The following is a 23,518-nucleotide window of genomic DNA, read 5'->3' as shown; positions in this document are numbered from 1 at the left end:
GGGGGCTATACCTATCGCATAATTGCGGCCGCGTTGTCTGCTTCCCCTATTCCCTTCCTCCTTGCCGCGGAGCTTTTTCCATGCGCCTGAGTACGTCCTTTGGCCTGATTGCCGCCGCCCTCCTGCTGTCGGGCTGCCTGGTCTCGGCACCGCCGCGCCAGCAGACCCGGGTCGATGAAATTCCCATGTACGGCGGCCTGGACCGGGCACAGTTCCCGGAGCTAAAGTCCGCCGACGACAAATTCATCGCTGATGTCAGCCAGGCCTTCGGCTCTCGGGAACGGGCCGCCCAGCTGTGGGTGAACCAGGGCTACAAGTTCTACCGGGAGGACAACCTGGGCATGGCCATGCGTCGCTTCAACCAGGCCTGGCTGCTCAATCCGGGCAATGCAGAAGTGTTCGCCGGTTTTGCCGTGGTCCTGCACGACCAGGGCCGAAATTGCGCCGCCAAGGCCATGATGGAGCGGGCTCTGGCCCTCGATCCGCCGACCTTCCAGGGCATCTATGCCGATGCCGGGCGGATCTTCACCCTCTGCGCCGTGCAGGACGGTAACCTGGAGGCGGCCGCCCGGGAACGGCTGCTGGCCCGGGCCGATGAGCTCTATGCCCGGGCCGAACAAGTCGAGCCGAACAAAGCCTACGTCTACGAATCCCGGGCCACCGCTTGCTACTGGCGCGGCCAGTACGCCGAGGCCTGGGCCATGGTGGCTCGGGCACGGGCGGCCGGCGGTGCGCCTGGCGGACGCTTCCTGGCCCTGCTGCGCGCCAAGATGGCCGAACCGGCCAGGCCGTAACCGGGGGCAACGGGAAGCCGGCCTGGAGCTTGGGACGGGGCCATGAAAAACGCCACCCGAGGGTGGCGTTTTGCTTCTGGGCGACTCCGGCCTCGGGCCGTTCGCGCTTACGCCGACACGCCGAGGATGACGTGGCTGGCCTTGAACAGGGCGGTGGCGGCCACCCCTTCCTTGAGGCCTAGCTCGGCCACGGCGTCGTTGGTCACCACCGCGTGCACCTCGCTGCCACCGGGCAGGGCGATCACCACGTCGCTGTTGACCGCGCCCTTGATCAGCTGGCGGATGGTGCCGGCCAGGCGGTTGCGGGCGGACAGCTTGATGCCCCCCTCCTCGGTCAGAATCATCACCCAGGGCGCCTTGACCAGGGCGATGGCCGGTTTGCCCACGGCCAATTCCAGGCTGCGGGCGCTGGCTTGGGTGACCACGGCGACGATGATGTCGCCGCCGGCGGTGGTCAGCTCCACCTCGGTGTTGATGGTGCCTTCGCGGACGGCGCTGACGGTTCCGGCAAAACGGTTGCGGGCACTGGCTTTCATGGCATTTTCCTTGGGGCGGGCGCAATGACGTTGAGATGGTAAAAGCAGAGCGCCGGCGTTATAGCCTGGGTTAGACGGCGAAATGGCGGGGCCGGCGCGGGGGTGATGGCAGCCAGTCTAGGGAGCAGCGTTGTTTAAAAACAACCATACCGGCCCGCACCAACTGGGTGCCGAAGGGGCGGCGGCATGACGAAAAGGTCCGGAATCGGTCAGTTTTTGGGGTTTGTTATATAGTCGCGTATATAACAACCGTAACGAGGTGTCGCCGATGACCCACCCCCATCCCAAGCTGGTCGGCAAGCTGGCCCTGGAAACCGAGTTCGGGCCCTTCCTCGGGGACACCCGCATCCGCCTGCTGGAGGCCATCGAGCGCCACGGCTCGATCTCCCAGGCGGCCAAGGCGGTGCCCCTGTCGTACAAGGCGGCCTGGGACGCGGTAGATGCCATGAACAACCTGGCCGACGAGGCCCTGGTCACCCGCACCACCGGTGGCCGCCACGGCGGCGGCACCCAGCTCACCGACTACGGGCGCAAGATCGTCGCCCTGTACCGGGCGGTGGAGCAGGAATACCAGGACGCCCTGGACCGGCTGGCGGCGCGCATGGAGGAGGTGGAAGCCGGCGACGTGCATAAGTTCCAGACCTTGCTCAGGCGCATGTCGATGAAGACCAGCGCGCGCAACCAGTTCGTCGGCAAAGTGGTGGGCCTGCGCGAGGGCGAGGTGGATTTCGAGGTGCGCCTGCGCCTGGACGAGACCAACGAGCTGGTGGCGGTGATCACCCGGGAGTCGGCGGAAAACCTGGAGCTGGCCATCGGCAAGGAGGTGTTCGCCTTCGTCAAGTCGTCGTCCCTGCTGCTGCTCACCGACCCCAACGTGCGCACCACGGCGCGCAACCAGCTGTGGGGCGAGGTCAGCCACATCCACGACGGCCCGGTGAATGCCGAGGTGGGCCTGACCCTGCCCGGCGGCAAGACCGTCACCGCCGTGGTCACCCGGGACAGCGTGGCCAACCTGGGCCTGAGCCTGGGCTCCACCGCCTGCGCCGTGTTCAAGGCCTCCGCCGTGATCCTGGCGGTGTACGCCTGACGCCGCCCGCCCTTTCCCCTTTCTGCTCGAACCCCCGCAAGGAGCCCGTCATGAGAGCCCGTTTCCCCTTCCGCACCGCCCTGGCCGCCGCCTGCCTGCTGGCCGGCAGCGCCGCCGCCCTGGCCGATGAGGTCAGCGTGGCGGTGGCCGCCAACTTCACCGCGCCGATGCAGAAGATCGCCGCCCAGTTCGAGAAGGACACCGGCCACAAGGCGGTGCTGTCCTTTGGCGCCACCGGCAAGTTCTACGCCCAGATCAAGAACGGCGCCCCCTTCGAGGTCTTCCTCGCTGCCGACGACGAGACCCCGGCGCGGCTGGAGAAGGAAGGCGGCATCGTCGCCGGCAGCCGCTTCACCTACGCCATCGGCAAGCTGGTGTTGTGGAGCGCCAAGCCGGCCATCGTGGATGGCCAGGGCGAGGTGCTGAAGAAGGGCGGCTTCGACCACCTGTCGATCGCCAACCCCAAGCTCGCCCCCTACGGTGCCGCCGCCGTCGAGACCATGAAGGCCCTGGGCGCCTACGACGCCTTGGCGCCCAAGCTGGTCCAGGCCGAGAATATCGGCCAGGCCTACCAGTTCGCCGCCAGCGGCAACGCCCTGCTCGGCTTCGTCGCCCTGGCCCAGGTGGTGGACGAGACCGGCAAGCTCAAGGGCGGTTCGATGTGGGTGGTGCCGCCCAAGCTGTATTCCCCGATCCGCCAGGATGCGGTGATCCTGGCCAAGGGCCAGGGCAAGGCCGCCGCCGCGGCCCTGGTGAAGTACTTGCAGGGCGACAAGGCCCGGGCCGTGATCCGCGGCTACGGCTACGACCTGTAAGGCGCCCGGGACATAACCACGCACCGCCCTAGCCCGCCATGACCTTCAGCCCCGACGACTGGGCGGCGATCCGCCTTACCCTGGAACTGGCCGCCACCACCACCGCCGTGCTGCTCCTGCTCGGCACCCCGGTGGCCTGGTGGCTGGCCCGCACCCCGTCGCGGCTCAAGGCCGTGGTCGGTGCCGTGGTGTCCCTGCCCCTGGTGCTGCCGCCCACGGTGCTCGGCTTCTACCTGCTGGTGCTGCTCGGCCCCAACGGGGTCGGCGGCCAACTCACCCAGGCCCTGGGCCTGGGGCTGCTGCCCTTCTCCTTCCCCGGCCTGGTGGTGGCCTCGGTGCTGTATTCCACGCCGTTCGTGGTGCAACCGTTGCAACAGGCCTTCGAGGCCATCGGCACGCGTCCCCTGGAAGCGGCCGCCACCCTGCGCGCCAGCCCCCGGGACACCTTCTTCACCGTGGTCCTGCCCCTGGCCCGGCCAGGCTTCGTCACCGCCACCATCCTGGGCTTCGCCCATACCGTCGGCGAGTTCGGCGTGGTGCTGATGATCGGCGGCAACATCCCGGAAAAGACCCGGGTGGTGTCGGTGCAGATCTACGACCACGTGGAGGCCCTGGAATACGCCCAGGCCCACTGGCTGGCCGGCGGCATGGTGGTCTTCAGCTTCCTGGTGCTGCTGGCCCTCTACGCCAGCAAGGCGCGCCGCTCCTATGTCGGCTGATCCCATGATTCTTCCCCCGGACGGCGGCGCCATCCGCGCCCGCTTCGACATCGCCTACCCGGGCTTCGCCCTTGAGGCCGACCTGACCCTGCCCGGCCACGGCATCACCGCCCTGTTCGGCCGTTCCGGCTCGGGCAAGACCACCCTGCTGCGCGCCATCGCCGGCCTGGAGCGCCACCCGGGCGCCTACCTGGCGGTGAACGGCGAGGTCTGGCAGGACGACGACCAGTTTCTGCCCACCCACCGGCGGCCCCTGGGCTACGTCTTCCAGGAGGCCAGCCTGTTCCCCCACCTGACCGTGCGGCGCAACCTGGAATTCGGCCAGAAGCGCGCCTTGGCCGGGGTGGGGGCGGCGGAACGGCGTGCCGACCTGGAGCAGAGCGCCGAACTGCTCGGCATCGCGCCCCTGCTCGACCGCCTGCCCGACCGGCTCTCCGGCGGCGAGCGGCAGCGGGCGGCCATCGCCCGGGCCCTGCTCACCCGGCCGCGCCTGCTGCTCATGGACGAGCCCCTGGCGGCCCTGGACTTCCAGCGCAAGGCCGAAATCCTGCCCTACCTGGAGCGGCTGCACGACGAACTGGAGATTCCGGTGCTCTACGTCAGCCATTCCCCGGACGAGGTGGCGCGCCTGGCCGACCACCTGGTGCTGCTCCAGGACGGCAAGGTGGCCGCCAGCGGCCCCCTGCGCGACACCCTGGCCCGCCTCGACCTGCCCACTGCCTTCGCCGACGACGCCGGGGTGGTGGTCGAAGGCACGGCGGCGGAGTTCGACGCCGCCTACCATCTGCTGCGCCTCGACTTCCCCGGCGGCAGCGTCCACGTCGCCCACGGCGAGGTGCCCCCCGGCCGCCGCCTGCGCTTCCAGGTGCGAGCCCGGGACGTGAGCCTGAGCCTGTCGGCGGAGCGGGACTCGTCGATCCTCAACCGCCTGCTCGCCACGGTTACCGCCGTGGCCGACGCCGACACCCCGGCCCACGTGCTGGTGCGCCTGGATGCCGGCGGCACGCCGCTGCTGGCGCGCATCACCCGCCGCTCCCGGGACCAGCTCGGCCTGGCCCCGGGCAAACCGGTGTGGGTGCAGATCAAGGCGGTGGCCCTGCTCGCCTGAGGATCGGGCGCTGATCGAGGGGGGCGAGGGGCAGCTGTCTGGCTGGCCCGGATATTTCCGCCAATGTCGAGTCCGCGGCGCGGTTGCGACTATCGGCGTGTCGTGTTGAATACAGCGCTCCCCTTTTGTCCAAGCGGCGCAACGTCGCGGTTTTGATCCATTCGGACACCCTTCTGCCGGTTTCAGGTCAGGTTTTTTGACCTATCCATAATTCGACGTATATGTTGATATATAGCGTACTGCCATAATCATGGGGAGCGCCGTCAGCTAATTGAGCTTTGACGGGTTTGTCCTGCGCGATTCGATATATAAATTTTTATATACCGATGGCGGTAACGTGAGCCGTGCTGCCACCGTTTGAGAACAGAACAAAAGGGGAATTCCATGAAAAAGACCATCATCGCCGCTCTGATCGCCCAGGGCTGCGCCGGTGCCGCCTGGGCCGGGGGCGAGGGCGTGTTCTCCCTCGGGGAGATTCGCGTCACCGCCGCGCCCATGAGCCAGGTGGCTCCTGGTAGCGCCAGCATCGACGCGGCCGAGATCCGCGAGCACGACAAGGTCACCGTGGGCGACGCCCTGGAAATGGCCCCCGGCGTGAACCTGAGCAAGGTCGGGGCGCGTAACGAGCAGATGGTCTATGTGCGCGGCTTCGACCTGCGCCAGGTGCCGGTCTATATCGACGGCATCCCGGTGTACGTACCCTACGACGGCTACGTGGACCTGGGCCGCTTCACCACCTTCGACCTGTCCCGTATCGACGTGGCCAAGGGCTTCAGCTCCATGATCTACGGCGCCAACACCCTGGGCGGGGCGATCAATCTGGTCAGCCGCCGGCCCACCAAGGCCTTCGAGGGAGAGGTCGGCGGCGGCGCCACCTTCACCAGCCGGGGCGAGCACAATGGGACCCAGGGCTACGCCAACGTGGGGGCGCGGCAGAAAGACTGGTACGTGCAGGCCGGCCTGTCCTGGGTGAACGAGGACTACTTCCGCCTGCCCGGCGGTTTTTCCCGCACTCCGGGCGAGGATGGCGGCAAGCGCGACAACAGCCGCCACGAGGACACCAAGGGCAGCCTGAAGCTGGCCTACACCCCCAACGCCACCGACGAGTACGCCATCAGCTTCGTCTCCCAGCACGGGGTCAAGGACGTGCCGCCCTATGCCGGCACCGCGCCCGGGGTCACGCCGCGCTACTGGAAGTGGCCGGCCTGGGACAAGGAGGCGGTGTACTTTCTTTCCAACACCCGCATCGGCGCCCATACCCTGCGCGTCAGGGCGTACCACGATTCCTTCGAGAACTCCCTGAGCGCCTACGACGACGCCACCTACACGGTCCAGAAGAAAAAATCGTCGTTCAACAGCTGGTACAGCGACTACACCAACGGCGCCGGCATCGAGGGCGACTTCGTGCTGGGCAGCGCCAACCTGCTCAAGGCCGCCTACAACATCAAGCAGGACATCCACCGCGAGCACAATGCCGGCGAGCCCTGGCGCCTGTTCAAGGACCTGACCCAGTCCCTGGCCCTGGAGGATACCCACACCTTCTCCAACCGCCTGTCCCTGGTCACCGGCCTGTCCTACGACCGTCGCCAGACCCAGGAGGCCCAGGACTACAACGCCACCACCAAGGTGGTCAGCGATTTCGCCCGGGACAGCGGCTTCGCCTTCAACGGCCAGGCCGGGCTGTTCTACAAGCTCGGCGAGACCGCCAAGCTGCATGCCACCGTGGCGCGCAAGAGCCGCTTCCCGACCATCAAGGACCGCTACTCCTACCGCATGGGATCGGCGATCCCCAATGCCGGCCTGGAGATGGAAAAGGCCAACCACTACGAGGTGGGGTATTCCCAGCTGCTCGGCGGGCGCCACCTGTTCGAGGCCAATGTCTTCCACAGCGACATCACCAACCTGATCCAGTCGGTGCGCATTGCGCCCACCGTTTGCAGCACCCCGCCTTGCAGCCAGATGCAGAACGTGGGCAAGGCCACCGCCAACGGCATCGAACTGGGGTTGCGCGGCGACCTGGCCAGCCTCGACTACACCGCCAACTACACCTACCTGAACCGGGAAAACCGTTCCGACCCGAACGTCCGGCTGACCGACACCCCCCGTCACAAGCTCTTTGCCGGCGCCACCTGGCGTATCGCCGGCGGCTGGAGCAGCACCGCCAGCGTCGAGGCCATGTCGTCGCGCTACTCCTCCACCGATGGTCTGCAACGGGCCAGCGGTTTTGCCGTGGCCAACCTCAAGGGCGGCTACCGCTTCGCCGGCGGCACCCGCATCGAAGCCGGCGTGCGCAACCTGTTCGACCGGCTCTATGCCTACACCGAAGGCTTCCCCGAGCCGGGCCGCACCTGGTTCGTCCAGTTCAACGCGCCGCTCTGATGCAAAGGTCCGCCATGTCTGCCCGCTCTATCCCCTTGGTGCTCCCCTGCGCCACCCGGCGCCGCCTGCTCCACAGCCTGGCCGCCGGTGCCTGCGCCGTCCTGGCCGCCCCCTTGCGCGCGGCGCCCCAGCCGGTGGTGGTGCTCACCAGCTATCCTGACGAAGTGGTCTCGCGCATCGAGGCCGCCTTCGAGAAGGCCCATCCCGGGCAGCGTTTGCAAGTGGTGTGGCGTATGCCGCACGACGCCTTGCCCTACCTGCGCCAGCCCGGCCAGGGCGGGGTGGATGTGTACTGGACCGCCTCGCCGCGCAACTTCGCCACCCTCAAGGCCGAAGGGGCCTGGCGCTCCCTGGACGGCCTGGGGGTGGATCGGCATGGCCTGCCCGCGGTGCTCGGCAACACCCCCCTGTCCGACCCGGACGGCCAGTACCTGGCCACCGAGATGGCCGGCTATGGTTTCGCCGTGAACCCGGGGGCGTTGGCCCGGCGCGGCGTCCCCCTGCCCGGCGACTGGGAGGATCTGGCCGACCCGCGCCTAGCCGGCGCCCTGGCTCTGCCCATTCCGGCCCGGGTCGGCTTCGCCCCGGTGATGGTCGAAATCGTCCTCCAGGCCTACGGCTGGGAGCGGGGCTGGGCCCTGTGGAGCGAGATCGCCGGCAACGCGGTGCTGATCGACCGGGGCTCCACCTTCGTCGCCGACGAGGTGGCCGCCGGCCGGGTGGCGGTGGGCTTGTCCATCGACTTCTTCGCCGCCGCCGCGGTGGCCAACGGGGCGCCGCTCCGCTTTCTCTACCCGCGCCACGGCGGGGTCAATCCGGGCCAGATCGCCGTCACCGCCGGCGCGCCCAACCCGGCCGGGGCCAAGGTCTTCGTCGAGTTTGTTTTGTCCCCGGTCGGCCAGGCCATCCTGGCCGACCCGGACATCCGCAAGCTGCCGGTGCGCCCGGCGGCGTACGCCAGCCTGCCGGCGGACTACCCCAACCTGTTCGAGCTGGCTGCCGCCGGCGGTTACGGCTTCGACGGGCGTCTCGCCCAGCCGCGCCTGGGACTCACCGCCGCCGCCTTCCAGCAGCAGCTGGTGGTGCCCCACGCCGAGGTGGCGGCCCTGTGGCGGCGCATCCACGCGGCCGAGGCCAAGCCGCCCGTGGGCGAGGCGGCCCGGGCCGTGGCGGCGGCCCGCCGGGCGCTGGGCGCTGCGCCCCTGAGCGAGATCGAGGCCGCCGACGAGACCCTGCGCCGCCGCTTCCGCAGCCGGGTCGAGGGGGCGGACGCCACCGCCCTGGAGGACGTGGAGGAGCAGTGGCGCCGCCGGGCCGCCGCCCGCCGCGCCGAGGCGGCCCGTCTGCTGGCGGAGGCCGGGGCATGACCCGGCATCCCCGACGCAACCTGCGCGGCACGGTGGCGCTCCTCGCCGCCGCCCTGGCTACTCTGGGGGCGGCTGGCGTTCATCGTCTGGCCGGTGCGGCGGCCGCCGGCGATGACGGCCCCTACACCACCGCCGACGCTACCCGGGAGGCCTACGGCCGGCCCTTCGCCACCCTGGATGAGGCCGGGCGGCCGGCGTTCTTCCGTGGCCGCAGCCTGTTCCGCCAGAGTTGGGTGGTGGCTCCCGCCCAGGATGCCGAGGTGGATGGCCTGGGGCCGCTCTACAACCGTCTCGCCTGCCTCTCTTGCCACCCCAAGAACGGCCGGGGCCAGGCCCCGGCGGGGCCGGACGAACGCATGCAGTCGATGCTGGTGCGCCTGTCGGTTCCCGGCAGCGGCCCCCACGGCGGCCCCAAGCCCCATCCGGCCTACGGCGACCAGCTCAACGAGGAAGGCATCCCCGGCGTGCCCGGGGAAGGCCGGGCTGCGGTGCACTGGGAGGAGGAAGCCGTCGCCCTGGGCGATGGCGAGGTGGTGCGCCTGCGCCGCCCGCGCCTGGAATTCCGCGACCTGGCCTACGGCCCCCTGGACGGGGTGCTGACCTCACCCCGGGTCGGCCAGGCGGTGTTCGGCCTGGGCCTGCTCGATGCGGTGCCGGACCGGGAGTTGGCGCGCATGGCCCGGGAAGCCAAGCCCGACGGCGTGGGCGGCCGGGTCAACCGGGTGTGGGACGCCCAGCGCGGGCGCACCGTGGCCGGCCGCTTCGGCTGGAAGGCCAACATGCCCAGCCTGCGCCAGCAGATCGCCGGGGCCATGGCCGGTGACCTGGGCATCACCTCGGACCTATTCCCTGCCGCCAACTGCACCCCGGCCCAGGCCGCCTGCCGGGCCGCGCCCAACGGCGGCACGCCGGAATTGAGCGGCGCCCAGCTCGATGCCATCGAGACCTACCTGGCCCGCCTCGCCGCGCCCCGGCCGCGCCCCCGGGAAGGGGGCGAGCGGGGGGCCGCCCTGTTTGCCGCGGCCGGTTGCCCGGCGTGCCACCGCCCCCGCCTGATGACGGGAGCGACGGTGGCCGGGGCGCGTCACGGCATTCCCGCCGGAACGGCCTTTGCGCCTTATACCGACCTGCTTGTGCATGACATGGGGGACGGGCTGGCCGATGGCCGTCCCGACTTCGCGGCCAGCGGCCGGGAATGGCGCACCGCCCCCCTGTGGGGCCTGGGGCTGCAGGCCCTGGTGAACGGTCATACCTATCTGCTTCACGACGGCCGGGCGCGGAACGCTACCGAGGCCATCCTGTGGCACGGCGGCGAGGCCCGCATCGCCCGGGACCGCTTCGCCGCCATGGCCCGGGCCGACCGGGCCGCCCTGCTGGCCTTCCTCTACAGCCTGTAGACGAGGGGCCGTGGTGGCTTGGCCTCAGGCCACCACGCCGATCAGCACCGACGATGGGCGGAAGGCCACGGTGACCGTCTGGCCCGGCGCGAAGGGGGCGGCCAGCTCGGGGCCGGCGTTGGCCACGGCGGTAAGGCCCGAGCCCAGGTCCACCACGATCTCGCGGCGACCCCCTTCCTGGCGCAGGCGCCGCACCGTCCCGTCGAGCCGGTTGTGGTCTGCGTAGGCGCTGCCTTCTCCACCGCCCAGCACCAGCACCGCCGAGGCCTTCACCAGGGCCACCACCTCGCTGCCCACGGCCAACCCCAGGGAAAGGGTGCTGTCCGGGGTGAGGCTTGCGCAGAGCCGTTGGTTGCCCGGCAGCTCCAGGTGGATCTGGTCGATCAAGGAGCCGTGTTGAATGGCAGCCACGCGGCCGCAAAACTGGTTGCGGGCGCTGGTGCGCACCGCCACCCGGTCGAGCAGCCGGGCATCGGCGTCGAAGTGGCCGCCGCAGCGTTCGCGCAGCCGGCTCCGCTCTTCTTCCTGGACCACCAGGGCCACCGCCAGGCGGCGTCCCCGGGGGGTGAGGCGCAGGGCGCAGCCCACCTCGGCCACCAGCCATTCGGCCAGGCATTCGCCGGCCAGGTTGTTCATCTCTTCAACTGCCTGGCGGGCGGCATCGGTTTCCTCGGGGGGGACCGGCAGCACTTCACGGGCGACGGCCCGCTCCAGCCATGCCAGGCGCGCGTTGGGGACCGGGCGGTTGGCGGCTCGGGCCGCCGGGGCGGGCATGAGCCGGGGAGGCAAGGTCTTGGCGGTCATGGTGATTCCTTCAATGGTTGGTTATGGCTCTTCATATACAACGATCGGCAGGAAAAAACACGGAGTCGCAGGGGAAGCCGGGGCCGGCCGCCGGGCCGGGCCCCGTCAGCCCCAGGCCGCCGCCGGGGCGAGAAGCCGCTCCACCGGCTCGTCGAACTCCAGGTGGCGGTCGAAGATTTCGGCGACGTCGCCGGGTTGAACCCGCTGGTACATCACCCCGTCCGGGTAGACCAGCACATGAGGACCGCCGTCGCAGGGGCCAAGGCAGGCGCAGGCGGTCACAGCGATGCGGCCATAGGCCTGGCGCCGCGCCAGCTCGTCCCAGAAGGTCTGGGCCACGGCCGCACCGCCGCTGCCGGCGCAACTGCTGCGGGGATGGCCCGGGGGACGCCCCTGGGTGCAGACGAAGACGTGTTTTCTGGGTTTCACGGCGGCATTCCTCAAATTAGGGCGCGGGCCAGGCGCAGTTCCAGGGCGGCCACGTGCTCGGCCTCCTCGGCGGCGAATTCCTCTGCCAGTACCTTCACTTCCGGGTTGCGGGTGGTGGCGGCAATGGCGGCGTAGAAGGCATGGCCGCGCCGTTCGCTGTCGAGGGCAAGTTCCAGGGCGGCGTGGGGTGGCAGGAAGCCGTCCACGCCTTCCCAGCCGGCGGTCTCCGGGCTGGTTCCGTCGGGCCATTCGTACTCGTCGGGGGCCAACTGTGGCGGGGAGCGGAAGCCGGCCCGGGCGGTGGCTTCGGCCAGGTGCTGGCGCGAGAAGACGGCCATCTGGCGGAAGCAGGCTTCGGTGTCGCCATTGCCGACGGTCTTCATGCTTTCGGCCAGCTCCTCGAAGCGCCGCGCGGCGTCACGTTCGACCTGGATGGCGTGGGTGAGAAAACGTTCGACGTCGTCCATGGGGCCTCTCAACCGAACTTGAACAGGATGCCGAAACCGCCCCGGGGCCATTCCCAGTCCAGGTTGCGGTGTTCGTCGCAGACGATGCGGCAGGTGCCGCACTCCATGCAGCCGTCGGTGATCAGCACCACCTTGCCGTTGCCTTCCTGGGTGTAGCAGCCCGCCGGACAGCACACCGTGCATTGCTTCTGGCTGCACTGGTGGGTGCACAGTTCGGCGTCCTTGATGCGGATGTGGGGCCGGCCGGCATCGACCCGGTAGCGGTTCTGGAATAGCTTTTCCTCGACCTTCTGGGTGGCGTGGGTTTCCATGGGCTGCTCCTTACTTCGATTCGACGGCACGCCAGAACTTGAAGGCGTCGCTGATCAGTCCCCACCAGGAGCGGCGGGCAACGAAGGTCTGGCGGATCTGCCTTTCCTTGGTGCGCTTGTCCACGCCGTCCACCCGGATCAGGGTCTGGGCGGCCTTGGACAGCAGTTCCGGGTAGGTGGTGAAGAACTGGGGGTTCTTGTGGAAGATGGCGGGGGCGCGCCGGTACTTCTTCAAGTCCTTCATGACGAAGCTGTCGTCCAGCTTGGCCTTGTAGGCGGACAGGTTGGGGGCGGTGCAGGCCTTGCCGGCCGCCTTCAGCTCGATCACCGTCTGGGCGGCGAGCATGCCCGTGGTCATGGCCAGGTTGGAGCCTTCCCGGTGCAGGCCGTTGACGAACTGGCCGGCGTCGCCGGCGATCAGCCAGCCGTCGCCATAGACCTGGGGCACCGCGTCGTAGCCGCCCTCGGGGATCAGGTGGGCGGCGTATTCCTTCATGTCGCTGCCCTCGATCAGGGGGGCGATGGCCGGGTGGCGTTTCATCCGGTCGAGCAGCTCATAGGGGGTGACCGTCTGGCGCTTGAAATCGGAGAGCATGCAGCCCACCCCCAGGGTGATCGACTCCTTGTTGGTGTACAGGAAGGCGGTACCCATCATGCCGGCCGTGACCTTGCCGGCCATTTCGATCACTACTCCCTCGTCCTCGCCGATGGAAAAGCGCGACTCGATGGTCTCCTGGGGCAGGAAGTGGATTTCCTTGACCGCCAGGGCCATGTCCTTGGGGTCGAGCTCGGGGCGGAAGCCGGCCTTGCGCGCCAGGACCGAGTTGGCGCCGTCGGCGAGGATGACGCAATCGGCGTGGATCTCGCCACCCTTGCGGTCGGTGCGCACGCCGATCACCCGTTTGCCGTCGAGCAGCAGCTCTTCCACCGTGGCCTCGCAGATGACCATGGCGCCGGCGTGCTGGACCTTCTTGCTGAACCACTGGTCGAAGTGGGCGCGGATGATGGTGTAGCGGTTGTAGGGCCGGCGGTTGAATTCTTCGGAGCGGTAGGTGGAGCCGACGCAAGAATCGTCGTCGAGTATCCACACCCGCTGCTCGATCAGGTGCCGCTCCAGGGGGGCGTCGTCGCGGAAGTCGGGGATGATCTTCTCGATGGCGTCGGCGTAGAGGATGGCGCCCTGGACGTTCTTCGAACCCGGGGTTTCGCCCCGCTCCAGTTGCAGCACCGACAGCCCGGCCTTGGCGCAGGTGTAGGCGGCGGCATTGCCGGCCATGCCGGCGCCGACCACGATCACATCGAATTTTTCGGCCATGGGGATCTCCTTGGCGGTCAGCCGGCCTTGCGGGCCTGGGCCAGGTGGGCGGAAAAGGCGTGGGTCAACGCCGGCAGGATCTGCATGGCGTTGCCGACGATGCCGAAGTGGGCGAAGTCGAAGATCGGCGCATTGGGGTCGTTGTTGATGGCGATGATCACGTCCGCCCCGTCCATGCCCACCCGGTGCTGGATGGCGCCGGAAATGCCGGCGGCGATGTACAGCTTGGGCCGCACCGTCTTGCCCGACTGGCCCACCTGGCGGTCCAGCTCGGCCCAGCCGGCCTGGACCACCGGGCGGGAGGCGCCGACTTCGGCCCCCAGCACCTTGGCCAGCTCCCACACCAGTTGAAAATTCTCCGGGCGCTTCAGGCCCCGGCCGCCGGCGACGATGATGTCGGCGAAGGGCAGGTTGGGTTTGTCCCGGGTGTCGTCGGCGATGAACTCCAGCACCTTGGTGACGATGGCGTCCTCGACGAAGGCCAGGGGGTGCTCGACGATGCGGCCGTTGCGGGCCGGGTCGGCCTCGGGCATGGCCATCACCCGGGGGCGCACCGTGGCCATCTGGGGCCGGTGGCGCTGGGTCATGATGGTGCACAAGAGCGAGCCGCCGAAGGTGGGGCGGGTCGAGGCCAGGTTGCGGGTATCGGCCTCGATCACCAGTTCGGTGCAGTCGGCCACCAGGCCGGTGCCCAGGGTGGTGGCTACCGAGCCGGCCAGGTCGCGGCCCAGGGTCGAGGCGCCGAGCATGAGGATTTCCGGCTGGTAGGCGTTCACCAGCGCGGTGAGGCCCTGGGTGTAAGGCTCGTTGCGGTAGTCAGCCAGGGCCGGGTGGCTGGCCAGGTAGCACAGGTCGGCGCCGTAGGCGAACGCCTCCTGGCAGATGGCGGCGAGGCGCTCGCCCGGTGGGCCCATCACCACCCCGGCTAGCTCCACCCCCAGGGCATCGGCCAGCTTGCGTCCCTCGCCGAGCAGTTCCCAGGAGACGGGATGGACCTGGCCCCGTTCGTTCTCGATGAACACCCAGACGCCCTTGTAACCGGCGAAGCGGGGGTCCAGTTCGACCTTCTTCTTGGCCGGTTTCTTGACCGTATCGTTCATGGTTTTCTCCCTTGCGGTTCAGCCGACGGTCTTCGTCAGTTCGCGGTCGAGCTTGGGGTGTTGGGTGAACACCTTGGCGAGCAGGGTCACCGCCAGGCCGGCCGGGTCGTTGTCGGCGGTTTCGACGATCTCGGCGCGTTTCGCCCGGGGCTTCGGGGCGAACACCTTGCTCACCACCGTGGGGCTGCCCTTGAGGCCGACGCTGCCCGGGTCGTCGATTCCGGCGGCCTCCCGGTCCCACACCTTGACCGGGGTACGGGCGGCGCGGAACAGGTCGGCCATGTCGCCGAAGCGCATCTCGTTGGTGCCTTCGAGCATGGTGATCAGGCAGGGCAGGCGGGTTTCCAGCACCTGAACGCCGCCCTCGGCGCGGCGTTCGACGGTGATGCGCTTCTCGGCCGGCGACACCGCGACGATCTTCGACGCGTAGGTGAGCAGCTGGAAATCGAGGCGCTTGGCGATGCCCGGGCCGACCTGGGCGGTGTCGCCGTCAATGGTCTGCTTGCCGGTGAAGATCAGGTCCACCGGCATGTTTTCCTGGATTTTGCGGATGGTGGCGGCCAGGGCGAAGGAGGTGGCCAGGGTGTCGGAGCCGGCGAAGGCCCGGTCGGACACCAGGATCGCGTCGTCGGCGCCGAAGGCCAGGCATTTGCGCAGCGCCGCCTCGGCCATGGGGGGACCCATGGATAGCACGGTGACCGTGCCGCCCAGCTGGTCCTTGAGGCGCAGGGCTTCTTCCAGGGCGAACAGGTCGTAGGGATTGACGATGGCCGGGACGCCTTGGCGCATGATGGTGTTGGTGACCGGATGGACGCGGATCTGCGCCGAGTCCGGCACCTGCTTGATACAGACGACGCTATGCATGATGGCCTCGGCGAAGCTGGTGGAGGGAAATGCGCTGGGTGCCCCGCTCGAATACCGGGAACACCTTGTGCTGCTGGGCGGTGCCGTTGACGAAGTCCCCGTAGGCGGCTTCCAGCCGGGAGCCCACGGCGGCCGGGCCGGCGGCAGCCACGGCGGTGAGGCCACCGTCCCGGGCCAGGTACTGCTGGAAGCGCTTGAGGATGTGCAGACGGTTCACGTTGACCACCCGGGGGTCGAAGGGCAGGCCGAAGTAGGCGAGAAATTCCTCGGCGGTGGACAGGGACGACAACTGCATCAGCCAGCCCGGGTGGGTCGGGGTGCGATCGACGTTGTCGGCTTCGATGACGGTGAAGGCGCTCATGGCGGACCTCGCAAGGCGGTGGCGGTAGGAAGGGGCTTGGCGCTACTTGGCGCTACAGGGGGCGGGGCTGGGGAGCCGGAATGCCCCGGGCAGGCAAGGGGCGGGCCGCACCCGGAATCGTCGCGGCAGCCGGACGCAGGGTGTCCAGGTAGTAGCCCATCAGCTCGCGAAAGCCCGGCGGGCGCTTGCACTCGGTGGCGTGGCGGCGTACCCGTTGCAGGATGCGGGCCGCCCGGTCGGCGTCCAGGTCGATGCCCAGGTCCCGGTAGGCCTGGATCAGGGCGGCGGACCCGGAGTGCTTGCCCAGCACCACCCGGTGGCCGCGTCCCAGCTCGGCCGGGTCGAAGCCCTGGTAGTTGTCCGGATTCTTGGTCAGGCCGTCGACGTGGATGCCGGCCTCGTGGGTGAACACCATGTCGCCGACGATGGACTTGTTGGCCGCCACCGGCCGGCCCGAGGCCAGGGCCACCAGGGCCGAAATGGCGGGCAGGGCGGCGGTGTCTACCCCGGTGGCGATGCCGTGCAGGTGCTTGAGGGCCATCACCGTTTCTTCCAGGGGGGCGTTGCCGGCCCGCTCACCCAGGCCGTTGACCGTGGTGTTGACCGCCGAGGCGCCGGCCAGGATGGCTGCCAGGGTATTGGCGGTGGCCAGCCCCAGGTCGTCGTGGGCATGCATCTCCAGGGGCAGGCTGGAGCGGCTCTTGAGCGAGCCGATACGGGCGTAGGTGGCGAAAGGGTCGAGCACCCCCAGGGTGTCGGCGTAGCGAAAGCGATTGGCGCCGGCCCTTTCGGCCGTTTCCAGAACCCGGTGGAGGAATTCCGGGTCGGCCCGCGAAGCGTCCTCGCCCCCTACCGAGACGATGAAGCCGGCATCCACCGCCTTGGGCACCATGCGGGCAACGGTCTTGAGTGCCCAAGCCCGGTCGCGCTTGAGCTTGTGCGACAGCTGGATGTCCGATACCGGGATCGACAGGTTGATCCAATCGGTCTGGCAGCGTCGCGCCGCATTCAGGTCGTCGTCGCACATGCGCGCCCAGCTCATCAGCCGGACCGGCAGCCCCTGGCGGGCCAGGGCGGCGATGACTTCCTGTTCCTCCCGCCCCATGGCGGGAATACCGACTTCCATTTCCGGAACGCCGGCCTCGGCCAGGGCGGTTGCGATGGCCAGCTTTTCGTCGGCGGAAAACGCCACGCCGGCGGTCTGCTCGCCGTCGCGCAGCGTCGTGTCGTTGAGGGTGACGAAAGGTAGGGGCATGGGGCACCTCGCAGGGTCGTGACCTGCGTAGTGCAACTTCGATGCCAGCCTGGGTTTTTACCGAAAACTGCTTTTAGAACAGCATGTTGCTTTCTAGTATCAAGTGTTGGGGCCGGGGGCGAAAGGCGACATTGTCGGGTTCGCGACAGGCCGGCGGGCATGGGCCGGCGCCGTTATGGCAGGGGGCGGCGGGTGGAAAAAATACACCCCGCCGAGCACTGGGCTGGGCGGGGTGTTTGCAGGGAGTTGCCTGAAGAGCGAGGACTGGCGCGGGGTTTGCCCGGGGCCGGTCCCGAGGGTCAGGCCCGGTGCCGGGCGACGCTCTCGGCCACCAGCCGGGTCAGTTCGTCTTCCTGGTAGGGCTTGCCCAGGTAGTGGTCCACCCCCAGCTCGAAGGCGTGGTTGCGGTGCTTGTCGGCGGTGCGCGAGGTGATCATGATGATCGGGATGTCGCGCAGGCGCTCGTCGGCGCGCACGTTGCGGGTCAGGTCGAAGCCGTCCATGCGCGGCATCTCGATGTCCACCAGCAGCACGTCGGGGATCACGTCGAGCATCTGCTCCAGGGCGTCCACGCCGTCCTTGGCGGTGAGCACGTGGTAGCCCTCCCGGGCCATCAGGCGGCCGGTGATCTTGCGCACCGTCATCGAGTCGTCCACCACCATCACCGTGGGCAGGGTGGCGGTGAATGACGACGGGGCGGGAGTGGCGCCGGAGTCGGCGGACTCGGCGGCCGTAGTGGCGTGCTGGGGGCGTCCGGTGGGGGCCTGGAGGGCCAGGGCCACCGGGTTGAGGATCAGCACGATCTCGCCGTCGCCGAGCACCGTGGCGCCGTCGATGCCTGCTACCCGGGCCAGTTGGGGGCCGACGTTCTTGACCACGATTTCCTGGTTGCCGGCCAGTTCGTCCACTTGCAGGGCGATGCGCTGGGTACCGCTCTTCAGCAGCAGCAGCCAGTTGAGGCGGTGCGGTTCGGGCAGGGCTTCCCGCTCGCCGAGCAGGTGAGGCAGGAAGTGGTAGGGGTAGTCGTTGTCCAGCCAGGCGGTGCGGCCGGCTTCGCGGATGCGGCCGAGGACTTCGGCCTTGAGTTCCTGGACCTGCTCGATCATGGCCGAGGGGATGGCGTAGCGGCGGTTGCCGATGCGCACCAGCAGGGCCTGGGTGACCGCCAGGGTGAGGGGCAGGTAGATGTTGAAGCGGGAGCCGCGGCCGGTCTCGCTGTCCACCTCGACCCGGCCGCCCAGGACTTCCACTTCGGTCTTGACCACGTCCATGCCGACGCCGCGGCCCGCGACCCGGGACACTTCGCTGGCGGTGGAGAAGCCCGGCTCGAAGATGCAGGCCATCAGGCGCTGCCGGTCCTCGGCGGTTTCGGTGCCGATGCCGGCGTCGACCAACCCGGCGGCCAGGGCCTTGTCCCGCACCCGGGCGAGGTCGATGCCGGGGCCGTCGTCGCTCAGGGTGATGTGGATCTCGTTGCCTTCCTGGGCCGCCTTCAGGGTCAGCTGGCCGGTTTCCGGCTTGCCCTGGGCCAGGCGTTCGGCCGGGGCTTCCAGGCCGTGGGCGACGCCGTTGCGCAGCATGTGCTCCAGGGGGGCGAGCATGCGTTCGAGCACGCCCCGGTCGAGTTCCACCTGCACCCCCAGGATGTCCAGGGCGGCCTTCTTGCCCAGTTCCCGGGCGGTCTGGCGCACCAGGCGGTAGAGCCGGTCGGCCTGGCTGCCGAAGGGCACCATGCGCACCGACAGCAGGGCTTGTTGCAGTTCCCGGGTCAGGCGCGACTGGGCGTTGAGCGCCGAGTTGGCGTCGTCCAGGTTCTTCAGCAGGCTCTGCTGCACCGTGGCCACGTCGTTCACCGACTCGGCCATCATCCGCGTCAGCTCCTGGAAGCGGGTGAAGCGGTCCAGCTCCAGGGGGTCGAAGTCGGGCTTGGCCGTGTCGGCGACGACCTGGTTGGCCTGGATCTGGGTTTCGGCCTGGATTTCGATTTCGCGCAGCTGGCGGCGCAGGCGGATGACGTTCTCGGTAAGGTCGAGCAGGGAGCCTTTCAGGGCGCGCATCTCGCCTTCGATGCGGGAGCGGGCGATGGCGATTTCGCCGGCCTCGTTCACCAGCCGGTCCACCAGATCGGCGCGCACCCGCAGGGTCGAGCGGCCGGCGGCGTCGGTCTCGGCTTCGGCCGGCTTGGTTGGGGGCCGGGGCTCGTGGCGGCGCTCGTCGGCGGCGGGCGTAGCCTCTGCCGGCGTTTCAGTGGCAGCCGCGACCGCGTCGACAGCCGGGCCGGGTTCGGCCGACGGGGCTGTTGGGCTGCTTGCCGGTGCGGAGAAGGCTGGCTCAACCGCGGACTCCACCTGGCTTGCGGCATCCGCGTCGGCGGGTGCCGGTTCCGGCCGGGAGTCGGCTAGGGATTCGGCCAGGGGTGCGCCCTGGGGCGGCTGCCGGTAGGTGGGGGGCGCCACTGCCTGGGAAGTCTGGCCCGTGGCCAGGCGCTCGACCTGCTGGGCGACCAGGTCGAAGGCGGCTTCGAGTTCGTCCAGGTAGGCCGAGGTCACCGGGGCGATGCCGGCGGCCATTTCCACCCGGGATTCCAGACCGTGGGTCAGTTCGCCCATGGAGTAGGCGCCGGCCATGCGGGCACTGCCCTTGAGGGTGTGCAGCAGGCGGAACATGGCGTTCTGGTGTTCGCCGTCGCCCGGTTCGTCGCGCCAGCGGCGCAGGCCGTCGGCGATGGCGGTGACCAGTTCCTGGGCTTCCTCGATGAAGATCGGCAACAGGTCCTGGTCCGGGGAGTCGGGGGGCAGCAGGTCCAGGTTTGCGCTGTCGTCGATGGCGGGGGCGCTGCTGGCCGGGATTTCGGCCGCGTATTCTTCGGTGCCGGTTTCTGCGGCGGCGCCCAGGGCGGGGAAGGCGTCTGCCAGGTCGGGCAGGGCGATCTCGACGAGGTCGTCCGGTTCATCCAGGCTGGCTGGGGGCGCCAGGGGCGTCGTATCGGCAGGCTCGGCTTCGTCCACGGCCGGAAGCAGAGCTGCGGCGGTCTCGTCGGCAGTGGCGGCCGGTGCGGCGGAGAACTCGGTCTCCATTGCGCTGGCTGGCGCCTCGCCGGAGCCTTGGGGGGCGCCCAGCTCCTGACCCAGGTCCTGATCGAGACCGAGGCCCAGTTCCAGGCTCAGGCCGTCGTCCACTTCCACGTCCAGCGCTTCCGGCTGGTCCGGGGCTTCGCCGGGCAGAACCAGGTCGGGAAAGTCGAGGGCGGGGGCGTCGGCGAAGTCGTCGTGGTGGCTGTCCAGGGCGGCGAAGGCTTCCAGGCTCAGGGGGCCGCCGACGCGGCTGGCGGACAGGGAGTAGAGCTCCTCCACTGCCATTTCCAGTTCGGGGCGGGCCGGTGGCGGAGCGTGGTCGGCCACCTTGGCGACCATGTCCTCCAGGGCGGACACGGCGTCGGCGAGGATCGCCAGGGCGTACGGATCGTCCGGCTGGGGCGCGTGGGAGCGGCGCAGCAGGGCGTGCTCAAGGGCGATGCCGAGGCGGTTGATGGCGTTCAGCCCCAGGGTGCCGGCGATGCCGCCCAGGGTGTGGGCGGCCCGCTCGATGCCGCCGGGCAGGCCGTCGGCCGGGTGGGCGACCAGATGGTCCATGCCCTGGCGCAGGGCCTGCAGGTGGCCTTGGGCCTCTTCCAGGAAGATCTGGTAGAGGGTGGGGGAAATGGTCAGGGTCTGGGTGGGCGGGGGGCCGTAGTCCTCGTCCTGGACAGGAGTGGGCGGTTCGGGGGTGAGGATTTCCTCGGCAAAGGGCGCCTCATCCATCGGCGGTTCGGCGGCGTTGGCGCCGTCCACGGCGCCTTCGGCGTCTGCCCCGGCATCCGCCGGCAGGTCGGGTAGCAGGGTTTCGGCGGGGGCGGCGCTTGGCGCCGGCGGGCCGCTACAGGCGGGGCCCTGGGTGCGCATGGCATCGGCGAAGGCCACCAGGTCGGCCGGGTCCGGGGCCATGTGGTCGTGGGCGTCCAGATGGCGCACCCACTCGGCGAACAGGGCGTGGGCCTGTTCGAGCAGTTCGAACAGGGTCGGGCCGACCGGATGCTCCTGGCGCAGCCAGAGGTTGAGCACCTGCTCGATGGACCAGGCGGTCTCGCCGAAATCCTTGAGCCCCACCATGCGGCCGCTGCCCTTCAGGGTGTGGACGTTGCGGCGCAGGATGGTGAGCACTTCGACGTTGCCCGGTTCCCGGTGCAGGGCGTCGAGCTGCTCCCGGTAGGTGCCAAGCACCTCCTTGGCTTCCTCGAGGAAGATTTCCAGCAGCTCGGCGTCGATCTCTTCGTCGCTGGCGGCGAGGAGCTTGAGGGTCGAGGCCGAGGGGGCCGCCGGGGTCGGGGCGAAGGCGGCGGATTCCAGGGACACCAGGGAGGCCGTCGGGTCCCAGGCGGCGCCGTCGTCGCCGGCGGCCGGGGCCGGCGGCTCCAGGCCGTCGAGGGCGCTGAGCACCGCCTGGGCCTGCTGGCCCAGCTTGGCATCGGCCACCAGGTCGGCGTCCTTTTGCAGGGACTTCAGGTTTTGCTTCAGCTCCTGGCGCAGGGATTCGTCGGCAGGCTGGGCCTTGACCGCTTCCAGCAGGGCCTGGGTTTCCTTGGTCTGGCGGGCGATCTCCTGCTCCACCGTGGCCGGCTCGGTGGCCTCGGGTTGGGCATCCCGGGGACCGAGGCCCTGGACGAAGGCGTCGAAATCGGGCCCGCCCTTGCGCTTTTTGCCGCCGCTGTCCTGGCGGGCCAGTTCCCGGGGCAGGGTGTCGATGAAGAAGCCCAGGGCCGACAGGGTCTGGGCCACCTGCTCGCAGGCGGCCGGGTCCGGGGCGGCGTCGCTGGCGGCGAAGCCGGCGACGATGGCGTCGCAGCCGTTGATGGCGTGTACCGCCCCGTTCTGGCCGAGCATGGCCAGGGCGCCGGCGACCTGTTTGATGAGGGGCGAGACCCCGGGCAGGTCGGCCCGGTTGGCGGGGTTGCGGAAGAAGGTGTCGAGGATCTGCTCGATCTGCTGCAGGTTGCTCTGCATTTCCCGGGCGACCTGGGAGAGCAGCAGCTTTTCCTGGGCGAGCCGGGACATTTCGTCCAGCTCGGGCAGCTCGCTTCCTTCCACCGGCGGGGTGCCGGCCATGCAGCCGTGCAGGCGTGCCACGGTGACGTCCACCTGGTGGGCAAAGTCGCCGCCCAGGCGGGCATAGTTTTCCTGGGCCATGTCGGCCAGCAGCAGGGCGGTGGCCATTTCCATGGCCAGGGGCTCGCCGTGTCGGCTGGGGTCGTCGCCCAACCAGGCGGCGCCGGCCTGGATGGCCTGGGCGAGGCGCCGGTAGTCGGTCTGGGTCAGCCCGTCCACCGCCTGGGCGAACAGGGCGGCCTTGTCGCGGAACACGGCCAGGGCCGAGGCCTGGCCGGCGCAGAAGCGGCCCCAGGCTTCCTCGGCTTCGGCGACGGCCTCCTTGGCGCGGCGCAGGGCGCCGGTTTCCGGCGCCGGGGCGGCGGCGTCGTGCAGCGAGGCGTCGTCCAGGTTGTACAGGGCCCGGGCGGCTTTCGCCTCGGGGGCGCCGTCGCCGGCCTGGGTGAGGGCGTAGAGCACGTCGCGTTGCAGCCGTTCGGCCACGGTGCGCGAGCCGTCGATGAGGCGCTTGATCTGCTGGTCGATGCGGCTGAGCAGGCCGTTGATCTCGCCGTGCTTGTCCAGGTCGCCCTCGGCCAGGGCGGCGAGGAAGCCCAGGGCGCCCCACCAGAAGCTGCGGGTGGCCGGGGAATCCTGCATGGCCTCGATTGCCCGCACCGCGTCGCGCATGTCGGCGGCGCCGACGCGCTGGGCCATCCCCTGGCCGCGGATCCAGCCGAGCAGGCCGCGCTGGTAGCGGGCCCGGGCGGCGCGCAGGGCGGCGCCAGGGTCCGGCGGGGTGAGGGACGAGGCGCGCTTGGGCGGGCGCCGCGACAGGTCGGGGAAGAACAGTTCGGCGGGGGAGGCCGCCGCGCCCCGGGCCTGGGCCAGGGACTGGTAGAGGGGGTACAGCTTGAGGGGTTGGTCCGGAGCGCCGTCGAGCAGGCCGTCCAGGTAGTGGTGGATGGCTTGCAGGGCCTGGCGGGCCAGGGCCAGGCGGTCCTCGCCGAGGGGCTGATCCGCGGCTTCCAGGGCCGCAAGGTAAGCCTCGCTGGCCTCGGCGAAGCGGGTCACCCCGTCCAGACCGACGATGGCCAGCGCCCCCTGGACCTGGTGCAGGTGGGTGCGGGCGAATTTGACCTGGGTGGCGTCGGCCTTGCTGGCGGCCTGGTCCAGGGCGCCCAGGGCCCGGTCCAGGGCCTGGTCGATTTCCCCCTTCACCCAGGTGAGGGGGCCGATGTCAAACACCTCGAACTCGTTGGCCATCAGCGCATTGCTCGTCATTGTCGC

General features: G+C 69.7%; 19 protein-coding genes. 8 read left to right on the top strand and 11 right to left on the bottom strand.

Features of this window, described 5'->3' with window-relative positions; translation table 11 throughout:
• Positions 1-80: 80 nt before the first annotated feature.
• Complete coding sequence (locus LWW89_RS07375; RefSeq protein WP_293263298.1) at positions 81-794, top strand: tetratricopeptide repeat protein; 714 nt, start codon at positions 81-83, stop codon at positions 792-794.
• A 107-nt stretch (positions 795-901) separates the two neighbouring features.
• Here LWW89_RS07375 and LWW89_RS07370 read toward each other — a convergent pair whose 3' ends face one another.
• Positions 902-1,330: a TOBE domain-containing protein gene (locus LWW89_RS07370; RefSeq protein WP_293263296.1), complete on the bottom strand. Its 429-nt coding sequence runs from the start codon at positions 1,328-1,330 to the stop codon at positions 902-904.
• Between the two features lie 268 nt (positions 1,331-1,598).
• On the opposite strand from LWW89_RS07370, the gene LWW89_RS07365 reads away from it, so the two are divergent.
• From LWW89_RS07365 to LWW89_RS07335, 7 genes are all read left to right on the top strand, one after another.
• A complete protein-coding gene (locus LWW89_RS07365; protein ID WP_293263294.1) occupies positions 1,599-2,417 on the top strand; it encodes a TOBE domain-containing protein in 819 nt (272 codons plus the stop codon).
• A 50-nt stretch (positions 2,418-2,467) separates the two neighbouring features.
• Positions 2,468-3,232 carry a molybdate ABC transporter substrate-binding protein gene (gene modA / locus LWW89_RS07360; protein WP_293263292.1) on the top strand — a complete coding sequence of 255 codons (765 nt, stop codon included), beginning with the start codon at positions 2,468-2,470 and terminating at the stop codon, positions 3,230-3,232.
• Positions 3,233-3,270: 38 nt separating this feature from the next.
• A complete protein-coding gene (gene modB, locus LWW89_RS07355) occupies positions 3,271-3,951 on the top strand; it encodes a molybdate ABC transporter permease subunit (protein ID WP_293263290.1) in 681 nt (226 codons plus the stop codon).
• Positions 3,952-3,955: 4 nt separating this feature from the next.
• Positions 3,956-5,059, top strand: coding sequence for a molybdenum ABC transporter ATP-binding protein (gene modC / locus LWW89_RS07350; RefSeq protein ID WP_293263288.1), 1,104 nt, complete (start codon positions 3,956-3,958; stop codon positions 5,057-5,059).
• A 384-nt stretch (positions 5,060-5,443) separates the two neighbouring features.
• Positions 5,444-7,438 carry a TonB-dependent receptor gene (locus tag LWW89_RS07345; RefSeq protein WP_293263286.1) on the top strand — a complete coding sequence of 665 codons (1,995 nt, stop codon included), beginning with the start codon at positions 5,444-5,446 and terminating at the stop codon, positions 7,436-7,438.
• A 14-nt stretch (positions 7,439-7,452) separates the two neighbouring features.
• Entirely contained in the window at positions 7,453-8,805 is a 1,353-nt protein-coding gene (locus LWW89_RS07340; RefSeq protein WP_293263284.1) for an extracellular solute-binding protein, read from the top strand.
• Complete coding sequence (locus LWW89_RS07335; RefSeq protein WP_293263282.1) at positions 8,802-10,202, top strand: di-heme oxidoredictase family protein; 1,401 nt, start codon at positions 8,802-8,804, stop codon at positions 10,200-10,202. The genes LWW89_RS07340 and LWW89_RS07335 overlap by 4 nt, the downstream gene beginning before the upstream one ends.
• Before the next feature lie 24 nt (positions 10,203-10,226).
• Here the strand turns inward: LWW89_RS07335 and LWW89_RS07330 are convergent, their stop codons facing one another.
• From LWW89_RS07330 to LWW89_RS07285, 10 genes are all read right to left on the bottom strand, one after another.
• A complete protein-coding gene (locus LWW89_RS07330; protein ID WP_293263280.1) occupies positions 10,227-11,006 on the bottom strand; it encodes a TOBE domain-containing protein in 780 nt (259 codons plus the stop codon).
• A 105-nt stretch (positions 11,007-11,111) separates the two neighbouring features.
• Positions 11,112-11,435, bottom strand: a complete 324-nt coding sequence (locus LWW89_RS07325) for a (2Fe-2S) ferredoxin domain-containing protein (protein WP_293263278.1) — start codon at positions 11,433-11,435, stop codon at positions 11,112-11,114.
• A gap of 11 nt (positions 11,436-11,446) precedes the next feature.
• Positions 11,447-11,902: a ferritin family protein gene (locus LWW89_RS07320; RefSeq protein ID WP_293263276.1), complete on the bottom strand. Its 456-nt coding sequence runs from the start codon at positions 11,900-11,902 to the stop codon at positions 11,447-11,449.
• 8 nt (positions 11,903-11,910) lie between these two features.
• Positions 11,911-12,213 carry a ferredoxin family protein gene (locus LWW89_RS07315; RefSeq protein WP_293263274.1) on the bottom strand — a complete coding sequence of 101 codons (303 nt, stop codon included), beginning with the start codon at positions 12,211-12,213 and terminating at the stop codon, positions 11,911-11,913.
• Between the two features lie 10 nt (positions 12,214-12,223).
• Positions 12,224-13,528, bottom strand: a complete 1,305-nt coding sequence (locus tag LWW89_RS07310) for an FAD-dependent oxidoreductase (RefSeq protein WP_293263272.1) — start codon at positions 13,526-13,528, stop codon at positions 12,224-12,226.
• Positions 13,529-13,545: 17 nt separating this feature from the next.
• Entirely contained in the window at positions 13,546-14,628 is a 1,083-nt protein-coding gene (locus LWW89_RS07305; protein WP_293263270.1) for an electron transfer flavoprotein subunit alpha/FixB family protein, read from the bottom strand.
• 18 nt (positions 14,629-14,646) lie between these two features.
• Entirely contained in the window at positions 14,647-15,492 is an 846-nt protein-coding gene (locus LWW89_RS07300) for an electron transfer flavoprotein subunit beta/FixA family protein (protein ID WP_293263268.1), read from the bottom strand.
• Complete coding sequence (locus LWW89_RS07295) at positions 15,485-15,853, bottom strand: nitrogenase-stabilizing/protective protein NifW (protein WP_293263266.1); 369 nt, start codon at positions 15,851-15,853, stop codon at positions 15,485-15,487. The genes LWW89_RS07300 and LWW89_RS07295 overlap by 8 nt, the downstream gene beginning before the upstream one ends.
• Positions 15,854-15,905: 52 nt before the next feature.
• Entirely contained in the window at positions 15,906-17,108 is a 1,203-nt protein-coding gene (gene nifV, locus LWW89_RS07290; RefSeq protein ID WP_293263264.1) for a homocitrate synthase, read from the bottom strand.
• A gap of 299 nt (positions 17,109-17,407) precedes the next feature.
• A complete protein-coding gene (locus LWW89_RS07285; protein WP_293263262.1) occupies positions 17,408-23,512 on the bottom strand; it encodes an Hpt domain-containing protein in 6,105 nt (2,034 codons plus the stop codon).
• Between the last annotated feature and the right edge of the window lie 6 nt (positions 23,513-23,518).

It is taken from the genome of Oryzomicrobium sp., assembly GCF_021287045.1.
Taxonomy (GTDB): Bacteria; Pseudomonadota; Gammaproteobacteria; order Burkholderiales; family Rhodocyclaceae; genus Oryzomicrobium.
Note: the sequence above shows the minus strand (reverse complement) of the source record. Positions and strands in the feature narration are given on the sequence as shown.

Excerpts from the sequence above, each read along its gene's own strand:
- LWW89_RS07375 (WP_293263298.1), top strand. The coding sequence starts at position 81 with ATGCGCCTGAGTACGTCCTTTGGCCTGATTGCCGCCGCCCTCCTGCTG.
- LWW89_RS07370 (WP_293263296.1), bottom strand. The coding sequence starts at position 1,330 with ATGAAAGCCAGTGCCCGCAACCGTTTTGCCGGAACCGTCAGCGCCGTC.
- LWW89_RS07365 (WP_293263294.1), top strand. The coding sequence starts at position 1,599 with ATGACCCACCCCCATCCCAAGCTGGTCGGCAAGCTGGCCCTGGAAACC.
- modA (WP_293263292.1), top strand. The coding sequence starts at position 2,468 with ATGAGAGCCCGTTTCCCCTTCCGCACCGCCCTGGCCGCCGCCTGCCTG.
- modB (WP_293263290.1), top strand. The coding sequence starts at position 3,271 with ATGACCTTCAGCCCCGACGACTGGGCGGCGATCCGCCTTACCCTGGAA.
- modC (WP_293263288.1), top strand. The coding sequence starts at position 3,956 with ATGATTCTTCCCCCGGACGGCGGCGCCATCCGCGCCCGCTTCGACATC.
- LWW89_RS07345 (WP_293263286.1), top strand. The coding sequence starts at position 5,444 with ATGAAAAAGACCATCATCGCCGCTCTGATCGCCCAGGGCTGCGCCGGT.
- LWW89_RS07340 (WP_293263284.1), top strand. The coding sequence starts at position 7,453 with ATGTCTGCCCGCTCTATCCCCTTGGTGCTCCCCTGCGCCACCCGGCGC.
- LWW89_RS07335 (WP_293263282.1), top strand. The coding sequence starts at position 8,802 with ATGACCCGGCATCCCCGACGCAACCTGCGCGGCACGGTGGCGCTCCTC.
- LWW89_RS07330 (WP_293263280.1), bottom strand. The coding sequence starts at position 11,006 with ATGACCGCCAAGACCTTGCCTCCCCGGCTCATGCCCGCCCCGGCGGCC.
- LWW89_RS07320 (WP_293263276.1), bottom strand. The coding sequence starts at position 11,902 with ATGGACGACGTCGAACGTTTTCTCACCCACGCCATCCAGGTCGAACGT.
- LWW89_RS07315 (WP_293263274.1), bottom strand. The coding sequence starts at position 12,213 with ATGGAAACCCACGCCACCCAGAAGGTCGAGGAAAAGCTATTCCAGAAC.
- LWW89_RS07310 (WP_293263272.1), bottom strand. The coding sequence starts at position 13,528 with ATGGCCGAAAAATTCGATGTGATCGTGGTCGGCGCCGGCATGGCCGGC.
- LWW89_RS07305 (WP_293263270.1), bottom strand. The coding sequence starts at position 14,628 with ATGAACGATACGGTCAAGAAACCGGCCAAGAAGAAGGTCGAACTGGAC.
- LWW89_RS07300 (WP_293263268.1), bottom strand. The coding sequence starts at position 15,492 with ATGCATAGCGTCGTCTGTATCAAGCAGGTGCCGGACTCGGCGCAGATC.
- LWW89_RS07295 (WP_293263266.1), bottom strand. The coding sequence starts at position 15,853 with ATGAGCGCCTTCACCGTCATCGAAGCCGACAACGTCGATCGCACCCCG.
- nifV (WP_293263264.1), bottom strand. The coding sequence starts at position 17,108 with ATGCCCCTACCTTTCGTCACCCTCAACGACACGACGCTGCGCGACGGC.
- LWW89_RS07285 (WP_293263262.1), bottom strand. The coding sequence starts at position 23,512 with ATGACGAGCAATGCGCTGATGGCCAACGAGTTCGAGGTGTTTGACATC.